Origin of the sequence: Cocleimonas sp. KMM 6892 (genome assembly GCF_035798195.1) — a bacterium.
Lineage (GTDB): Bacteria > Pseudomonadota > Gammaproteobacteria > Thiotrichales > Thiotrichaceae > Cocleimonas > Cocleimonas flava.
In genome coordinates, this window is the sequence record NZ_JAPFBV010000004.1 from 13,027 (window position 1) to 31,266 (window position 18,240).

The 18,240-nt window shown below is 38.5% G+C and carries 14 protein-coding genes; 5 read left to right on the top strand and 9 right to left on the bottom strand.

Annotation, left to right across the window (positions count from 1 at the left end):
- The first annotated feature begins 165 nt into the window (after positions 1 to 165).
- Entirely contained in the window at positions 166 to 2,148 is a 1,983-nt protein-coding gene (locus OO007_RS11705; RefSeq protein ID WP_325808939.1) for a hypothetical protein, read from the top strand.
- Between the two features lie 117 nt (positions 2,149 to 2,265).
- Here OO007_RS11705 and OO007_RS11710 read toward each other — a convergent pair whose 3' ends face one another.
- The 6 genes from OO007_RS11710 to gspD form a co-directional block, all read right to left on the bottom strand.
- The gene (locus tag OO007_RS11710; protein WP_131905904.1) at positions 2,266 to 3,030 is read right to left on the bottom strand and encodes a polysaccharide biosynthesis/export family protein; all 765 of its coding nucleotides are present in this window, start codon (positions 3,028 to 3,030) and stop codon (positions 2,266 to 2,268) included.
- A 26-nt stretch (positions 3,031 to 3,056) separates the two neighbouring features.
- Entirely contained in the window at positions 3,057 to 4,103 is a 1,047-nt protein-coding gene (gene galE / locus OO007_RS11715) for a UDP-glucose 4-epimerase GalE (RefSeq protein WP_325808940.1), read from the bottom strand.
- Between the two features lie 160 nt (positions 4,104 to 4,263).
- On the bottom strand, positions 4,264 to 4,929 hold the full coding sequence (locus OO007_RS11720) for a ComEA family DNA-binding protein (protein ID WP_442784341.1): 666 nt from the start codon (positions 4,927 to 4,929) through the stop codon (positions 4,264 to 4,266).
- A gap of 21 nt (positions 4,930 to 4,950) precedes the next feature.
- Complete coding sequence (gene gspF, locus OO007_RS11725; protein ID WP_131905907.1) at positions 4,951 to 6,165, bottom strand: type II secretion system inner membrane protein GspF; 1,215 nt, start codon at positions 6,163 to 6,165, stop codon at positions 4,951 to 4,953.
- 13 nt (positions 6,166 to 6,178) lie between these two features.
- Positions 6,179 to 7,750 carry a type II secretion system ATPase GspE gene (gspE, locus tag OO007_RS11730; RefSeq protein ID WP_131905908.1) on the bottom strand — a complete coding sequence of 524 codons (1,572 nt, stop codon included), beginning with the start codon at positions 7,748 to 7,750 and terminating at the stop codon, positions 6,179 to 6,181.
- 11 nt (positions 7,751 to 7,761) lie between these two features.
- On the bottom strand, positions 7,762 to 10,038 hold the full coding sequence (gene gspD, locus OO007_RS11735; protein ID WP_325808941.1) for a type II secretion system secretin GspD: 2,277 nt from the start codon (positions 10,036 to 10,038) through the stop codon (positions 7,762 to 7,764).
- Positions 10,039 to 10,597: 559 nt separating this feature from the next.
- On the opposite strand from gspD, the gene OO007_RS11740 reads away from it, so the two are divergent.
- Together OO007_RS11740 and OO007_RS11745 are read left to right on the top strand one after the other, a co-directional pair.
- A complete protein-coding gene (locus OO007_RS11740; protein ID WP_325808942.1) occupies positions 10,598 to 11,029 on the top strand; it encodes a secondary thiamine-phosphate synthase enzyme YjbQ in 432 nt (143 codons plus the stop codon).
- A 386-nt stretch (positions 11,030 to 11,415) separates the two neighbouring features.
- A complete protein-coding gene (locus OO007_RS11745) occupies positions 11,416 to 12,720 on the top strand; it encodes a PilT/PilU family type 4a pilus ATPase (RefSeq protein ID WP_325808943.1) in 1,305 nt (434 codons plus the stop codon).
- Positions 12,721 to 12,762: 42 nt separating this feature from the next.
- Here OO007_RS11745 and waaA read toward each other — a convergent pair whose 3' ends face one another.
- Entirely contained in the window at positions 12,763 to 14,061 is a 1,299-nt protein-coding gene (gene waaA, locus OO007_RS11750) for a lipid IV(A) 3-deoxy-D-manno-octulosonic acid transferase (protein WP_325808944.1), read from the bottom strand.
- A gap of 114 nt (positions 14,062 to 14,175) precedes the next feature.
- Here waaA and OO007_RS11755 point away from each other — a divergent pair, with 114 nt between their 5' ends.
- On the top strand, positions 14,176 to 14,673 hold the full coding sequence (locus tag OO007_RS11755; RefSeq protein ID WP_325808945.1) for an FKBP-type peptidyl-prolyl cis-trans isomerase: 498 nt from the start codon (positions 14,176 to 14,178) through the stop codon (positions 14,671 to 14,673).
- Positions 14,674 to 14,837: 164 nt separating this feature from the next.
- Here the strand turns inward: OO007_RS11755 and OO007_RS11760 are convergent, their stop codons facing one another.
- Entirely contained in the window at positions 14,838 to 15,386 is a 549-nt protein-coding gene (locus OO007_RS11760) for a lecithin retinol acyltransferase family protein (RefSeq protein ID WP_131905914.1), read from the bottom strand.
- Between the two features lie 146 nt (positions 15,387 to 15,532).
- Between OO007_RS11760 and OO007_RS11765 the strand changes: the two genes are divergently transcribed.
- A complete protein-coding gene (locus OO007_RS11765; RefSeq protein ID WP_325808946.1) occupies positions 15,533 to 17,899 on the top strand; it encodes an EAL domain-containing protein in 2,367 nt (788 codons plus the stop codon).
- A 22-nt stretch (positions 17,900 to 17,921) separates the two neighbouring features.
- On the opposite strand, the gene OO007_RS11770 is transcribed toward OO007_RS11765, so the two are convergent.
- Complete coding sequence (locus OO007_RS11770) at positions 17,922 to 18,227, bottom strand: DUF6122 family protein (protein ID WP_325808947.1); 306 nt, start codon at positions 18,225 to 18,227, stop codon at positions 17,922 to 17,924.
- Positions 18,228 to 18,240 lie beyond the last annotated feature (13 nt).

Sequence of the window (18,240 nt, forward strand, 5' to 3'; positions counted from 1 at the left end):
GTTGAGAATAAATTCTCTATGATGATAGGATGACTTTCAGCATCCCTGTAACTATGACATTCTACAGACTGTTTTAGTTCCTGTCTGCATAGTTTTTATTTAGTTAAGATTATATACAGTTTGCTTCACTTATAATCGAAGTAAATAAAAATAATCATCTACGTCATGTATCGCAAACTATTTTTCTTGGCATTCTCGCTTACTCCTTTTTTAGCCAGCGCTTATCCCATTACGTCTTATCTGGAAATGGTGAAAGTTGCCAGCGTGGGCAGTGCATGGCAAACCTTGGCTTTATCAAATTCTTACAGTAATCCTGTTGTCGCTTGCACCTATAATCTTCCTTCTTCTGCCAGCAACGAGGCTGCAGTTAGGGTTCAAGTAATTGGCTCAAGCATTCAGGTTAAAATTCAACAGCCTTTAAACTCAACGGCAATTACTGCTTCGGCGGTATATTGCACAATATCACAAGCTGGTTCTTATACTTATCCGATTAAATATGAAGCACATACAGTAAATTCAACGTTAACAAATTATGGAAGTAACTGGAATGCTACACAAATGGTTAATGTGTCTTCTAGCCCATATAAAGTGCAAAACTATACTAAGCCAGTCGTTACTGGACAGGTGATGAGTTACAACAATCCTAATTTTTCTGTTTTCTGGAGTAATAACTGTGCAAGCCGCTCAACTCCTCCAAGTAATTCTGCTATTTGTGTGGGCAAACATACGGGGCAAACGACACCTACTTCCCCAACTACTGAGATTTTAGGATATTTCATTGCTGATGAAGGCGAGTATATTCAAGCTAGTTCCTATGTGAAAATTGCTCTAGGCACCGATACTGTCGCAGGTACTAAAAATACACCACCTTATAATTATAATCTTGGACAGAATTATACTTACGCAACGGCTACTCAGTCAGCGGAAGACGGCGGAAACGGAAGCTGGGCTGTTCTCTACGGTAGTTCGCCAGTATCCACACAATTAGGACTTGCAGTTGAAGAGGAAACAGTCACAGGAGATAAATCAAGAACTCATACAAATGAACAAGTAGCCTACTGGGCAATGGAACCTATCAATAAAACGTACGCTGATCTTAGAATAAATGAAATTCTATACCGTCAAAATGGAACAGTTTTAAGAGAATTCATAGAATTTACTGTATTAAGTGGTGGCAGTATTCTTAATTATTTAGTCAGTAGTCAGGATGGAACAGGACAAAATTACCGTTTACCAGATATCACCGTCAATACTGGAGATTACGTTATCCTTCATTCCAATACAGGTACTCCCAGTAGTTCTGGGGGAGTGCATCATGTATATACTGGCAGCACATCAACACCTTTGAATAATACAGCCGATGACGTAGTCTTGTTAAAACCTTCTGATAGTGATGCAACAACACTTGTAGGATCTGGAACGCATAATGTAATTCCAGTGGATTATGTTTCTTATGGAACTGCCTCAGGTGTTGATCCTGTACCTGTCAGTAACAATGGGGTCACAGTATCCTGGAATAGTGTTGATAATGCGAGATTAGATGGTGCTGCAGTGGGTCAATCTATAAGCCTGACGCCAAATGGCGTTGATTCTAATACCAGTGCGTGCTGGGAACTAACAAGCAGTGGGGATGCGAGCGCATGTCCTAGCTATATTATTACATCCGATACTGACTCTTCCGCGAATATTAATAGTCAGGGCATGAACAATAATTTAGCGCCGGAAATAAGCTTAACGAAAAAAGTAACGACAATTTACGACCCATATAATGGCGCGAGTAATCCTAAAGCGATACCGGGCAGTGTACTTGAATACAGCATTACAGCCACAAACGATGGACCTTCGGCCGCCGATAACGACTCCATTAAATTATCAGACATCATTCCTGCAAACACTAAACTATGCGTAAGCAATACTGGAAACTGTAGAGCCCCCTATTTTGTTAATGGCTCTCCTTCAAGCGGCTTAAGTTTAGGAGCTGTTACTTATTTAGATAACTCAAATACTGTTATTCCCTCATCGCCTGATTCCGATGGAGCTAACAGCAATGTCGCCAAACTAGAAGCGGCTATGAATGGAAGTTTTGCTGCTAAAAGCGCTACTACAGGACCTAATTTCAGTCTTAAATTTAGAATAGTTGTTGAATAGTCGTAGAAATACTTTGTAAGTCACCCCCCTACTTTGAGGGGCTTTTTTAGATAATGATCAATTTTAAATCTATTGGGAATGACACCAATAGATTTAAACAAATTATTACAGGACTACTTAAAGACCTAAGATAGAAAATGGCGCTGTCACAGCTGGCAAGTATTCCAGAACTTTCTTTTCTCTTACTTTTGCACTGTCTTGCATAACCACTATTCGATCATCTCCGCGAAGACCAGGGTCAGCGATTGTGCCATTTCTGACTAAATCAAGATTTACCAGATGACGTGTTCCATCTCTATAAAAGAAAACACCACGTGAATCACCAACCTCGGTTAGCCCTTGCGCAAGCGCTATCGCTTGTAAGAAACTCATATTACCTTTGATAGGAAATACACCAGGAGACTTTACAGCGCCTTCAACAGTGACACGATTTTCAATCGCTTTATTGGTTCTACTGATGCTCACCTGAGGGTCTTGCATGAACTCTTTTAGTCGTTGTGTGATTTTTTGTTCTGCCTGAGCTATCGTCAATCCGGCCACTTGAACAGTACCGACTAATGGTAACGATATAGCTCCACTTGCTTCTACAGTCAAATCTCTTGCTGATAAATCAGGTACTTTAAATACATTTACATCAAGTTTGTCTTCCGTTGAAATTCTATCTGAAGCCGTAGGAACTCGTTTGTAGCTTGGTGCACGATTATTACTGTAATTACTTGTAGCAGGTGCTGTGGCAGCATAAGAACCAGACTGTGCATTCAATGCATCAACTGAATTTGCTGCTGCAGTTGTTTCTGCAGGTGTGGGCACATAAGGACTTGAACTAGTACATGCTGTGAGTACTAGTAAAGGTAGTAATGCTGATAAAGTTTTGTTTTTCACTGAATATCCTCTTTAACCAATTGCAATTAAGCTATTGCTTCTTTAGTTTTGTTATTTGTTTTGTAGCCCATTGGGTTATTACTTTGCCAACGCCAGGTATCATCACACATTTCTTGAATACCACAGGTTGCCTCCCAATCTAGCAATTGCTTGGCAAGGGTTGGGTCTGCGTAACAACATGCAATATCACCCGGTCTTCTCTCGACAATTCTATATGCCACTTTTTTACCAGAGGCATGTGAAAATGCTTCAACCATTTCTAATACAGAATAACCCTTACCAGTTCCAAGATTGACAGTGTAAAGGTTATCTACGTTACTATTCTCAAAGGCTTGTAATGCCTTTACGTGGCCTTTCGCCAGATCAACCACATGAATATAGTCTCTAACACCGGTGCCATCTGGTGTAGCATAATCTCCACCAAAAACGGAAAGTTGCTCGTAACGCCCTACTGCAACTCCAGAGACATAAGGCATAAGATTATTTGGTATATCATTCGGATCTTCACCTATCAAACCACTAGGATGAGCACCGACAGGATTAAAATAACGTAGCAAAGCGATATTCCAGCTTTTATCGGAAATAAATATATCCCGTAATATCTCTTCTATATGAAGTTTGGAACGACCATAAGGATTAGTAGCACTTACTGGAAAACTCTCGAGTATCGGGACTGTTTCAGGGTCACCATACACAGTGGCAGATGAGCTAAAAATAACACGCTTCACATTATTGCGATTCATTGCAGTAAAAAGGCTAATACTTCCAGCTATATTGTTATCGTAATACATTAATGGCTTTTCTACGGATTCACCTACTGCTTTCAAGCCTGCAAAATGAATCACACCATAAATATCGTGTTTCTGAAAAACTTGATCAAGAAGGTCAGAATCTCTGATATCACCTTCTATAAAAGTGATCGTTTGTCCGGTAATTTCTTTAACTCTATCAAGAGAAACCGTTGAACTATTGCATAAATTATCAAAAACTATGGGGGTATATCCTGCTGCGAGCAGTTCTATACATGTGTGTGAACCTATATATCCGGCGCCACCGGTAACTAATATATTCATCTAATTATTTTAATCTGTTTGTATGAATTTAAAAGAAGATTACCTTTCTGTATAAAAAATAGCCAGTATTCTCGAAAGAAACTGGCTATTCCGTACTTATTAACCGACGGTCTGCAAGGTCAAAATATTAAACCCTGAAGAGCTCGTCTTAAGTAATTAACTACTTTTTATCTTTAGTTGTTTTCTTTTTAGTAGTTTTCTTCTTAGTTGGCTTCTTTTTAGTTGTTTTTGTCTTAGTAGACGTTTTCTTACTGGTAGTTTTCTTCTTAGGAGTTGCCTTTTTAGAGTCAGTCTTTTTACTTGTTGATGATTTCTTTGAAGACGTTTTCTTAGTAGAAGCTTTCTTATCCGTTTCTGCTATTTTTGAAGACTTGTTTTTAGAAGAAGTAGATGACGTTTTTGAGCTAGAAGAGCTTGATGACTTCTTTGTTGTTTTCTTTTTTGACGAAGAGCTATTTGCTTTACCCATTTTATATCCATCAGGAGCAACGCTTTTACCTCGTGAAGTAGATACGTTCTTCTTCATATCTTTATAAGTTTCTTCACCAATTCCTGGGACATTTTTTAAATCGTCAATTTTTTTAAAACTACCATTAGATTTACGGTATTTAACAATCGCTTCCGCTTTAGTTGGCCCCACACCTTTCAAATAAGCGGCTAATGTGGATGCATTAGCTTTATTGATATTAACTGTTTCTGTACCTTTGTATTCCGTCGATGCCGAAACTAAAGCAGGAATAAGCATCACAGAAAATATTACGCCCATAAGCGCTTTACGAATAGTAGAACTAAAATTTAAACCCATTTTTTTATCCTCAATTGACATGTTATTTACCACTTAGGGTATTTACAATACTAATTGGTTCAAATTCAATATAGGCAACAATATCGATAGAACGATTAGTAGCACAACAGCACCCATGACTAAAATAAGCACAGGCTCAAATATGCCTAACATATTGGTCAACATCGCATCAGTTTCTCTTTCCTGCTGCATTGCTGCACGTTCCAGCATATCGTCGAGGCGCCCACTACTCTCACCACTTGCAATAAGGTAAACAGTCATAGGTGGGAAATATCCAGATTGCTCGAGGGCACGATTAATTGTCATACCTTCTCGAACCTTGATCGCAGCATCTGTTACAGCCTGTCGCATCGGCATATTTTGAACAACCTGGGCAGAAATAGACATGGCATCAAGAATAGGAACGCCACTAGACGCTAAAATACTCAAGGTTCTGGCAAAGCGAGCTGTATTCAAGCCTCTTACCATCTTTTTAATCAAAGGAACTTTCAATAAAAATGAATGATAACGGTATTTCCATTTTGGGATTTTTATCATTTGTTTAAACACGATAAATAGAACCACAAGCAACACGGCAATATAAATACCATAGGCTCTTACAAAATCACTAATCGCTATAAGCACCTGAGTCATCGCAGGCAATTCTTGCCCCACATTATCAAACACATCAACGATTTTAGGAACGATAAACGCCAAAAGTCCGGCAACAATTGCTACCGATAAAATAGTTAAAATAACAGGATAGAACATTGCCGTAGATATGCGCTGCTGAGTTTCCTGTCGTGATTCTGTGTAATCTGCCATTCGCTCTAACACAGCATCCAAGTGACCTGATTGTTCACCTGCAGCAACAGTCGCTCGATACATGTCTGGAAATACTGAGGGATATGTTTTCAAGCCATCAGCAAAAGAAAAGCCTTCCACAACTTTTGAACGAACCGCTGATAGAATATGCTTAATATTCCGTTTTTCACTCTGCTTAGCAGTAGTCGCTAAAGCTTCTTCGAGCGGAGAACCCGATTGCACCAACGTAGCTAGCTGACGCGTTAACAGTGCAAGTTCGGACGCTTTTACTTTACCGGCTCTTCTGGTTTTTACTTTATTGTTATTTTCAGATTTTTCTACCTGATTAACCTCTAAAGGAGTGAGATTGCCATCACGTAGAATTTGTCTTATTTGCTTGGCGTTATCCGCCTCGAGCATCCCTTTTTCTTCTTGACCTTTTGCATCAAGGGCGATGTATTCAAATGCTGGCATACGCTATAAACTTTTAAGCCTGTTTGGTTTGATCAGTTTGTTTTGGCTGATCTTCACGCGTAACACGCAAAACTTCTTCTAATGAAGTTCTACCTGCCAAAACCAGTCGAACACCATCTTGTCTAATTGTAGGTACATTCTGATGAACATATTCCTCAACAGTTTGCTCACTTGCGCCATCATGAATTAAATTACGCGTGGTATTATCAATTTCTACAAATTCATAAATACCATTTCTGCCAACATAACCTGAGTGGTTACATACAGCACAACCTTTATGACGGAAAAGCGTTGGTGGATTGTTACTATCTACATGAATGAGATCACATTGTGCTGCATCAGCTATATATGGCTCTCGACACTCCTGACATAATAACCTAACCAGTCTTTGAGCAATAACACCGATTAAACTTGAGGAAAGTAAGAAAGGCTCCACACCCATATCTCGCAAACGTGTTACTGCGCCTACCGCTGTATTAGTATGTAATGTAGAAAAAACCAAATGCCCCGTTAATGACGCCTGTACTGCAATTTCTGCAGTTTCTAAATCTCGGATTTCACCAATCATTACCACATCGGGATCTTGTCGTAATATTGCTCTTAAACCACGAGCAAAACTCATATCGACTTTATTATTTACCTGAGTTTGCCCTATCCCATCAATGTAATACTCAATCGGATCTTCTACAGTAAGAATATTTCGAGTGCTTTCGTTTAGATTCGTTAAAGCGGCATATAATGTAGTAGTCTTACCTGAACCTGTTGGACCTGTTACTAGAATGATTCCATGAGGCTTCTTGATTAATTCTTTCAAGCGTTCATGTGTTGCCGGATCCATTCCCAGATGTTCTAGATTCAATCTACCCGCTGACTTATCCAGTAAACGCATTACGATGCGCTCATTGTGCCCTGAAGGTAAGGTAGAAACACGAACATCAACACCACGACCTGCGACACGTAAAGAGATACGACCATCTTGAGGAATACGCTTTTCAGCAATATCAAGCTTCGCCATTACCTTGATACGAGATATCACCAATGCAGCCAATGTTCTTGGTGGTTCTAAAATCTCTCGAAGTACCCCATCGACACGCATTCGAACAATCATACGATTTTCAAAGGTTTCTATGTGAATATCAGAAGCATTTTCTTTAACGGCTTGCGTCAAGATTGCATTGATCAAACGAATAATAGGAGCATCGTCTTCAGACTCTAATAAGTCTTCTGGCTCTGGCAAAGAATCAGCGACATCATGTAAATCAAAGCCTTCACCAAAGTCTTCCATCATGGCGCTTGCACCAGCAGCACCACTATTATCATATTGACGCGCTAACATATGTTCAAACGCATCGTTATCGATTTCTTTGAAAACAACTTTTTGATTTAAAAAACGATTAACTTCACTCGCAATAACAGGGGTTAAGCCTTGTTTATAGTAAACAGTAAGTTCAGCATCATCATCACGGACACCACGCTGAAGCACAACCCCATTTCTCTTTGCAAAGCTATAAGGAAAGTCCAGAGCTTGTTCAGCCTCTTCTTGTCCTTGTGCTTCCAGGTCCTCAAATTCGACAGGTTTATTCATAGTATCAAAGCCTATTGATTAGGACGTTCGTTTTCCTGATAGCGCCTTTTTACTGGCATTACTTGTTTAAGACGAGCTGGTATCTGCATATTAGCGACAGGTTGCGGCTTAGCAAGAGTGGTTGTGGCAGTCCCATTTCTTCTAGCCTGAAGTGCTGCCGCCTGCTTTTGCTGAGCCAGTTTTGCTTGTTGAATTCTATTTTTATATTCACGTTCACGCTGTTGTTGCTCACGAATAATAATCTGCTTTTTCTGAGCAGGTGTTAATTTCGTCGCAAGATCACGGCGTAAATCAGCAGGGAATTGAGAAGCCTTGTCTTTAAGTATCCCTCTGTTCGTGATATTAGATACTTTTTGCGCTTGTTTTAACTTATTGTATTTTTGCCTTGTATAATGATCTCCGCTCAGGACATCACGCATTATCATAGGATGAATAAAAACCATCAAATTTGTCTTAGACTTTTCAGTCGTTGTACTTGAAAACAATTTGCCCAGAACCGGGATATCACCCAGTAAAGGCACCTTTGACACCTGATCAGTAAATTGGTCTCTCATCAAACCACCAAGAACTAACACCTGATCATCTTCAACCATAACACTCGTAGCAATTGAGCGTTTATTCGTAATTCTATCCTCAGCACTTGTAGAGGATGCAGATATGCTAGACACTTCTTGTTCAATATCCAGACGAACACTACTACCATCGTTTATTTGCGGTTTAATCTTTAGGGTTATACCAATATCTTCCCTTTCAACCGTTTGAAAAGGATTTGAAACGCTAGTGCCATCGCCTGTTGATGTATAACTACCCGTTACGAAAGGGACTTCTTCACCAATAACAATACTCGCCTCTTCATTATCTAATGCCAAAACCGTTGGAGTAGAAAGTACATTTGTTGCACCATCACCAGATAAAGCTTCAACTAACAGGCCAAATTTATTGCTACCAACATTATCAATTAGACCGAGAGTACCGCCATCTCCAGACAAGCCTGTTGCTATATCATCAGAATCTGCTGTAAAAATACTCAGTAATGAACTGACACCAGCAACAGTTCCCGTCGCGCCAATGATTCCTTCAGTACTTGAGATACCTAAGTTTGCACCTAAGGTTTTCGATAAACTTGCAGAAACTTCTGCGATCACAGCTTCAACCATCACCTGCGCTCGTCTAACATCTAAACGGCTAATTACTTTGGCTAGATTTCTTTGCACATCTGGCTCGGCAGTAATTATTAATGAGTTTGATGCTTCATCAGCCTGGATATCTATATCAGCTTTTTGCGTTCCAGCGGCGCCTTTTGTCGTCGCTTTTGTTGTTTTCTGCACAGCAGAAAAACCTGTTAAAACTTTTGCTAAATCAACAGCTTTTGCATACTTCAAATAGATTACTTTGGTCTTTTCTTGAAGTGGTTGACTCGTATCTAGCTTCGCAATAATTTTTCTAACTTGTTGTCTAGACGACTTATCACCACTGATTAACAGACTATTGGTTCTATCATCAGCTGAAATCTTGTTTTTTGTAGGAGCCCCTTTAACTGTTGATTGCTGTAGTGTTTGAATCGTCGCAGCGAGGTCTTTTGCTGAAGCAAATTTTAATGGTATAACTTCTAATTCTTCATCATCTGCTCTATCCATGCGTTTGATGACTTTGATCAAACGCTCAATATTTGCGGCTCTATCAGAAATTAATATTGTATTACTTGGGCCATAGGCCTGAAGTTGACCAGTACTAGGAACTAAAGGACGTAAAATTGGAACCAACATCGCAGCTGGCACATGCTCAACACGAATTACGCGGGTAATTAATTCATCTGCATCACGTGAACTTTTCTTTTTGCTTTGTTCCTCTTTTTCACCAATCACTGGCACAGGTTGTTGCTTTGCCTGATTAGACGGAACAACCTTCACTAAATTACTGCCTTCTCCTGCTGGTACAGCAGAAAAGCCATGAACCTGAAGAATCGATAAAAATGTTTCATACAATTCATTCTTATCAATATCACTGCTCGTTATTACCGTGACTCTTCCCTTGACTCTAGGGTCGATAATAAAACTTTTACCCGTTATTCTAGAGACTGTTTCAATAAGCGTAGGAATTTCCACATCACGCAAATTGATTTGAGCAGATTCTTCTGCGTAAACAGCGGGAGTAGTAAATGCAACTGATAACGAAATAGCAAACACCAGAGAACTGGCATTTTTCTTACATCCTAACAAGCCCCAAAACCCCAATTTATTCTTAGCAAACAATGACCACTCTCCAAAAAAGGCTTTCAAAAAAACCATAATCTAATACTTTTATTTTAAATAAATTAACTTTATTCGTCGACTTACAAACCCTTTAAATACAAATCGACCAGTTATCCGCGTAATACTAACACTTATCAACTTTATACGCTAAATGTTTGAGCCATGATTAGGGACAATGAATCTGAAGATTAATACCTTAGAAAAAATAAAAAACCTGAATAAAAAGACTACGCTACGGCATCTAAGTTCAAAAACCATTTGTAACATTTTGCTTTATACGTAATCAAAACATTTCAGCATAAACAACGAATATGAAATAAATATGAAAGTAGTGAGGACTCACACTTCGAACAAGAAAGAAAATATAACTTTAGTCATTCAAAATATCCACGTTTAATCCAATGAAAACAGATAGATAACGTGCTTCATTATCATTCACTCATTTCATCAAAAAAATATTCTTTAACAATTTCTCACCATCAACAATCAATGAAATAAATTCAACTCGAAGAATAAACAGATTTATAAAATTATCACGGAGTCAATTAAAACGATATGATAATGTACCCTAAATCAGATATTTAAAACCAGAATCATGTGGATACAAAAAGAAATACAAATAAAACAAAAATCTCGCGGTTTTCATATTATTACCGATGAAATACTAAACAAACTCATAGAAATAAAAGACATTGAAGTTGGTTTAATGAATGTTTTCATCAAGCACACTTCTGCATCATTAACTATCAATGAAAATGCAGATCCAACGGTGCGTCAGGATTTCGAATCCTACTTCAATAAAGCAGTCCCAGAGAATGAGCCGTATTACAAACATACGCTTGAGGGTTCAGATGACTTACCTGCTCACTTAAAGGCTAGTATTCTCGGCAGCAGCCTAAACATCCCTATTACAAATGGCAGACTCAATATCGGCATCTGGCAAGGTATTTACTTATGCGAACACCGTAATATGGGCGGTTCCAGAAACCTTGTGATAACCCTGTCAGGCCAGAAGTCTGAAAATTAATACTTTTTTGTGAGAATTCATGATCAGGTTCTCGCAGTACATACATAAACGAAGCACTTAAGAAGAGAACTTGGATTAGCTACTCTCAAGTCACTCACGATATCTTTCGAAAACAGATCAACAATGCTTTGCGAAAGCCTTTTCAAACACTCTGCTTAAAGCTAAATTAAATTCACACCCCCCTACTTTGGAGCCTTTTTTTATAAAATCTTAATTTATAGTCAGCCTTAAATGCGCCTGCACTCGACCCGTTTTTACTGCATATAAAATTCTGAAGAGAAATTAATTTAACAGCTAGTCGGAATCCACTTTACCCAGACAAAGCGAATATTTTAAAATCGGGATAAATTCTATTCAATAATTCTAATAATAAATGGGTACCGCAAATGGACTTCAAAAAATACCTCCGCATTCTTGTCAAAAATGATGGTTCAGATCTTTACTTAACATTTAATGCGCCACCTTCTGCTAAATTTAATGGCGAGCTTAAAGCTTTAAGTCGAGAAAGAATGACTTCAGAACAGCTCCATGAAATTGCAGAATTTCTAATGAACAAGGAACAGCTGGATCAATTTGAGCACAAACCTGAAATGAATCTCGCTCTGGATGAGCCAGACATTGGTCGCTTCCGTATCAATATATTCAAACAGCGTACAAATCTTGCGATGGTTATTCGTAATATTAAAGTCGAAATTCCGAATGCAGATGATTTAGGTCTCCCACAAGTACTCAAAGAACAAATCATGAAAAAGAGAGGCTTAATTCTCTTTGTTGGTGGTACAGGCTCAGGCAAATCAACCTCATTGGCCGCGCTGATTGATCATAGAAACTCTAATTCTGCAGGTCATATTGTTACTATTGAAGACCCGATTGAGTACGTTCACCCCCATAAAAAGTCTCTAGTCAGCCAACGAGAAGTAGGTGTTGATACAGATACTTATGAAGATGCCCTCGAGAATACTTTACGTCAGGCACCTGATGTTATCTTAATCGGTGAGATTAGAACCGAAGAAACTATGGAGCATGCTCTAGCGTTTGCTGAAACAGGTCACTTATGTCTATCGACCTTACATGCAAATAATGCGAATCAGGCGCTTGATAGAATTATCAACTTCTTCCCTGAAGAACGTCACAGTCAGTTATTAATGGATATTGGTTTAAACATTCAAGCCTTTATCTCACAACGTTTAATTCCGACTGTTGATGGTAAACGGGTTGCTGCTATTGAAATTTTAATCGGTACTCAAACCATTCGTGACTTAATCATGAAAGGTGATGTATCAGCGATTAAAGAAATCATGGAAAAGTCGGAAGAACTAGGTATGCAAACCTTCGATAGCCACATCTATAAACTACACAAACAAGGCATTATATCTCTTGAAGAAGCGCTCAAAAATGCGGATTCACCGAGTAACTTACAAGTTAAGCTGAATTTAGAAGACAGTACCTATTCTAATATGACTAGCGATGAAGACACGACTGAAGAAGAACAAGCTGCTATAGACCTAGCATTTGGTGATCTGGCATTAGAAGAAATGGATGACGGAAAACCAAAATTAGATGAAGAAAATAAAATTCTAAAAACACCACAAGAGCTGATGGAAGAAAAAATTGCCAGGCGCTTGCAAGAAGATGCTAGAAATGCAGAAGAATTAAAAAAGATGGAAGAGATTCTTCAAAAGAATATGTAAAACATAATTCAAAAATTTATATTCAAATGATGTTTACAAAAATTATTTCATATCAATAGCTGTAGAGATTAACTGATCCAATCTTGCAGTAACACCGCGGTGTTGCTGCATGAATTGCTCTGATTTTTGAACAAATTCTGCTTTCTGTTGATTTGATAAACTTCCATCCAACCATTTGCGCACTTCTTCTGTAAGCTCGCTTTCAGTATTACAAACTGTCATCAAACCTTCATTCGCAAGATGATGCGAGATATCATCAAAATTAAACATGTACTTGCCGCTCACAACAGGAACATTCAATGCTGTCGCTTCCAATGGGTTATGTCCTCCTGTATTTACCAGGCTCCCACCGATAAAAACAACATCAGCCGTAGCGTACCAAGACTGTAATTCACCCATGGAATCTCCGAGTATCAAACTCACATTATTACCATCATAACTTTTCTTCAAACTATGACGCATATAACTGTTTTTATTATCAAAAATACTCATACAGAGTTGATCCACATCGTCAAAACGCTCTGGGTGCCTCGGGACGATAATTAACAATAACTCTGGCAGATCTTTTAGCAAACTCTGATGAATACGTAGAATTATCTCATCTTCACCTTTATGTGTACTTGCTGCCACCCAAACCGGTCGATTAGCACCCCAATGCTGTTGTCGTTCCTTTCCAGCTTTGATTTGTTGCTGATTAAGCTGAACATCGAACTTTATGTTTCCAACAACTTCTATCTGCTCTGGCTTTGCGCCTAATGCTTTAAATCTTTGTGCATCTGCTTCTGCTCTTACTGCAATAGTATGTACTCTTAACAGTGTCTCTTCGACCAATCCTCTGATTTTTGAATAAGACTGGGTAGATCGATCTGATAAGCGTGCATTCGCAATTATAATCGGGATAGATCGTTGATGGCATTTTGCATATAAATTTGGCCAGATTTCAGTTTCCATCACAATCAATAAATCAGGTTTCATTGTGCGAACAAATCGAGCAACCGCGTCGGGCAAATCATAAGGAAAGTAAACATGCGACACTCTACTACCAAACATTGATATAACCCGATCAGAACCGGTCGGTGTCGTTGTGGTCACCAATAGTCGATGAGTGGGGTATTTTTCAAGCAGCAACTCAATCAGCGGCTTTGCTGCTATCGACTCACCTACTGATACTGCATGCAACCAAATAACAGGCAATTCTGATTGATTAGTGACAAAACCAAGACGTTCAGAAATACGTTTTCTGTAGGCGGGATTAGACCTACTGCGCCAGAATAATCTTAGGATAACAATCGGAAGAATTAGGTATAAAAAGACTGAATAAAGCGCGCGCCTAAACGACATTGAAACAAATCCCCAAGCTGTGCTTCAAAAAAATAAAAGGATACCACGTAACACTATAAATTAAGACGGATTTATGGCAGACTTCGTTCCCTTTAAAATCTCTGCGGAACGACCATGAAAATTAGCGACAATAAAATTGCTTCACTTACTTACACACTTAAAAACGACGACGGAGCAATATTAGATAAAGCTGACAACGAATCACCTTTTTTATATATGCACGGCACTGGCGGAATCATTAAAGGCCTAGAAAAAGCTTTAGAAAACAAAGAGGTAAACGATAGCTTTAATCTTATTGTTGCACCTGAAGACGCTTACGGTGAACGCGACCCTAACTTGACTGAAGCTGTTCCACGCACAATGTTTGAAGGCATCGAAGATGAAAACCTAGTTGCTGGCGCACAATTTCATGCACAAACAGCTCAAGGCACTCAAATTATCACAATCGCTGATGTAGAAGGCGATATGGTAAAAATTGACGCGAATCATCCATTAGCAGGCGAAACACTGCACTTTGATGTTGCTGTTTTAGACATACGTGATGCGACTGAAGAAGAAATTGCACATGGTCACCCACACGCTCCAGGCGGATGTGGACACGATCACGGTTAATTTATAACCAATAAATGGATAAGTTAATTAATTAACTCTTCCATTTATTTTTAAATACACCCCCCTACTTATAGCGGTTTTTTTGCATAAACGTTGCAATTTAAATCATATAAATAGTGGGGTGTATTTTTTTGCATTGGAATAACCCAATCCATAAAATTTTATTAATCTACATACGGTAACGCAATAACGTTATTGTTGGTTTCATCGCTAATTCTTAGAAATTCTTTTTCTAAATGCTCAAAGTCAGGCAATTTTTTCATACCTTGCCGATGAATATAGACATATCCTGCAGCAGCCCCGGCAACAAAACCAATCGGATTCTTTACCCCAATCAACGCTCGCGCACCAATACCTGCAGAATAAATCAACTTCCCGCGCTGTGACTGACTGCTCTTATGCCTACCTGAAATACACCACTCAACAAAGTGTTCACAGTTATTGTGTAAGATATGATATTGAGATTCGCCTAATCTTAAAGAAGCGCGAATAATTGCCTCATCTACTAGATACTTTCTATCCAAATGGGGTTTGATATGAATATCTTTATTTTGCGAAAACTCTTCTATCGTTATTTCCTCAATGACACCAGGCACAGTCAAATCATTTGCTAATCCAGAATAATGAATCACTTTATCGTCACCGATACCTAAACCGTGATGCGTATAAGATCCGGAAGCTTTTTTGATATATAGATGCTGTCCTTTAAACATAAGATTGAAATAACGATTTATTAAGATTTTGTTAAGTTGGTGTTAGGTTTTCTTCTAGTACAATCATATGATAAATAATGGTGTTTTTACGTCATTCTCTCATAATAAATAGAAATTAAAAAATAAGCCGACGTAACAGTATTTGCATGACTCAAAAGCCAATCATATCTTATATATTTGCACTTGCCGTGTTGATTTTAACACTACTTGCGGTTTATCTAGGCTCACCTATAGTCCCAAAAGTTGTCACCACCGAAAGTGTCAAAACACAAATAAATTCTGTTATCTACAATGACAATTACTCCCTTAAATTAACTAACGAGGAAAAGGAGTATTTAACAGAAAACCCTGTTATTAAATTAGGTATAGACAGAGCATTCCCTCCTTTCGGATCAATCACTGCTGATGGAAATTACATTGGCTTCTCAGCTGACTATATGAGGATCCTCGAGCATCGCTTAAATATAACATTTGATATTTACAAAGATGCTCCGTGGGCTAAAACCATGCAATTGGCAAAAGCTGGACAAGTCGATATGGTATCCGCTTTGGTAGAAACCAGAGAGCGCTCAGATTATTTAACCTTTACCCCGCCTTTTGTACATAACCCAACCATTATTATTAACAATGGCATTAAAAACGGTTACATCGGCTCTCTTGATAATTTAAGAGGTAAAACAATAGCCATCGAGAATGGCTCTTACGCATCAGGAGAAATTAGTAAGAAGTATTCAGATATTGATTTAATTCTCGTAAAAAACACTGGAATGGCACTTAGCCTCGTTTCTACAGGACAGGCCGATGCTTACGTTGGTAATGCAGTCACCGCGAGCTATGAAATAAAAAAACTTGGACTACAGGACTTATCTTTCTCAGGTGAAACTGAATACTCAAGCGACCATAGTGTTGGCATCAATAAAAACAAACCTATCTTAGCGAGCGCGATAAATAAAGCACTCTCGTCAATATCAAGAAATGACCGTGCGGCGATTAAAGAATACTGGTTTGGCATGGATATACTGCCCCAGGTTACGATTAAAACCGCTGTCTCTATCGGCTCAATACTGTTAGGCATATTGTTTTTGCTACTTGCATGGTTAGTTAGTTTAAGGCACTCCCAATACAAACTTAAAAAAAGTCAGGAACTCATTAAAACCCAATCTGAAATTGATCATTTGACGGGGCTGGCTAATCGAAGAAAATTTTATAGCATTCTTGAGTCATACATTAAAAGTAAACAAGAATTTACCCTGTTCTTCCTTGATCTGGACTTATTTAAAGAAGTTAATGATTCTTTAGGACACGCCATGGGAGATAAATTACTGATAGAAACTGCTTCTCGAATAAACACCTGCATCAGAGATGGTGATACTAATGCAAGATTAGGTGGTGACGAATTCATGGTTATTCTACCAGGCATCACCGATGTGGATAAAATTGAAAATATAGCCAGCAACATCAGAACCAGTCTGAGCAAGCCATTTATTATTCAAGATAATCAAATCAACATTACAACCAGTATTGGCATAACAAGTTATCCCAATGATGCCAATAACGCAGAGCAATTAGTCATCTACAGCGATCAGGCGATGTACCACTCGAAGAAGAAAGGCAGAAACTGCTATTCATACTTCGATCACTCTATGCAGTCAGACTTACTCAATAAGAATAGCCTGATCAATGATCTAAAAGTGGCATTAGACAGGCAGCAGTTTGAGCTTCATTATCAACCGATTGTTAATCTCGATAATAATACAATTTCTAAAGCTGAGGCGTTGATTCGATGGAAACACCCAGCGCGCGGCTTCGTGTCACCTGAAAGGTTTATCCCGCTTGCTGAAGAAATCGGGCTTATCAACGATATCGGTGAATGGGTATTCTTAGAAGCCATCATTGAAACCGTTGAGGTTGTAAAAAATAATAAAAATTTCCAAATGAGCATTAATACCTCACCGCTGCAATACCGTAAAAATGGCATGAATATCTCTAGCTGGTTTAATCAATTACATGCATACGGATTAACGGGCAGAAATCTAGTACTTGAGATTACTGAGGGCGTTTTAATGGAGACCAGTGCATCAGTTAGAAAAAACTTGCATCAACTTAAAGACCTCAATATTGAAGTCGCTATTGATGACTTTGGAACGGGTTATTCATCGTTATCTTATCTCAAGAAATTTGATATCGATTACTTAAAAATAGACAAATCCTTCATTCAAAATTTAACTGAAGAGTCAGATGATATAGCGTTAGTAGAAGCTATTATAATGATGGCGCATAAACTTGGCTGTAAAGTCATCGCAGAAGGCATAGAAACAGAAACTCAAAAAAGAATTCTTGCTGATGCTGGCTGTGATTACGGTCAGGGATACTATTTCTCAAAACCCGTAAATGCTACACAATTTCACAAATTACTAGAAAGCTGGAATAGTAAGCAAGAACAATTATCACGAGATACTAAAACCTTACCCTTATTTAAGGATAACCTGACACCTATCTCACGCAACCTTTAAATCAGGACTTACTCTGGGTTTGTTATACAAACCAAACCTGATTCGTCATCTGGCAATCCAATGAATCCAACGCCATATGTATCACTAAACCAACACCTATTAACCGTGTTTTGGGTATAAAACACATTCCAATATACACTACAATAGGCAACATCCGATGCAAAGGATGAAAGCCAATACTACAACGTGTAGCGTCATATACTGGAGTAGCCAACAGATGATCAACATCAACGATCATAGTCATCATCATAATTGCATAGGCCATCTTCCAGTTCGATCGAAAGAACAAAAGTGTCACAATTGCAGGGACTATGAAATGCAAAGCCATGTGCATGATAAAA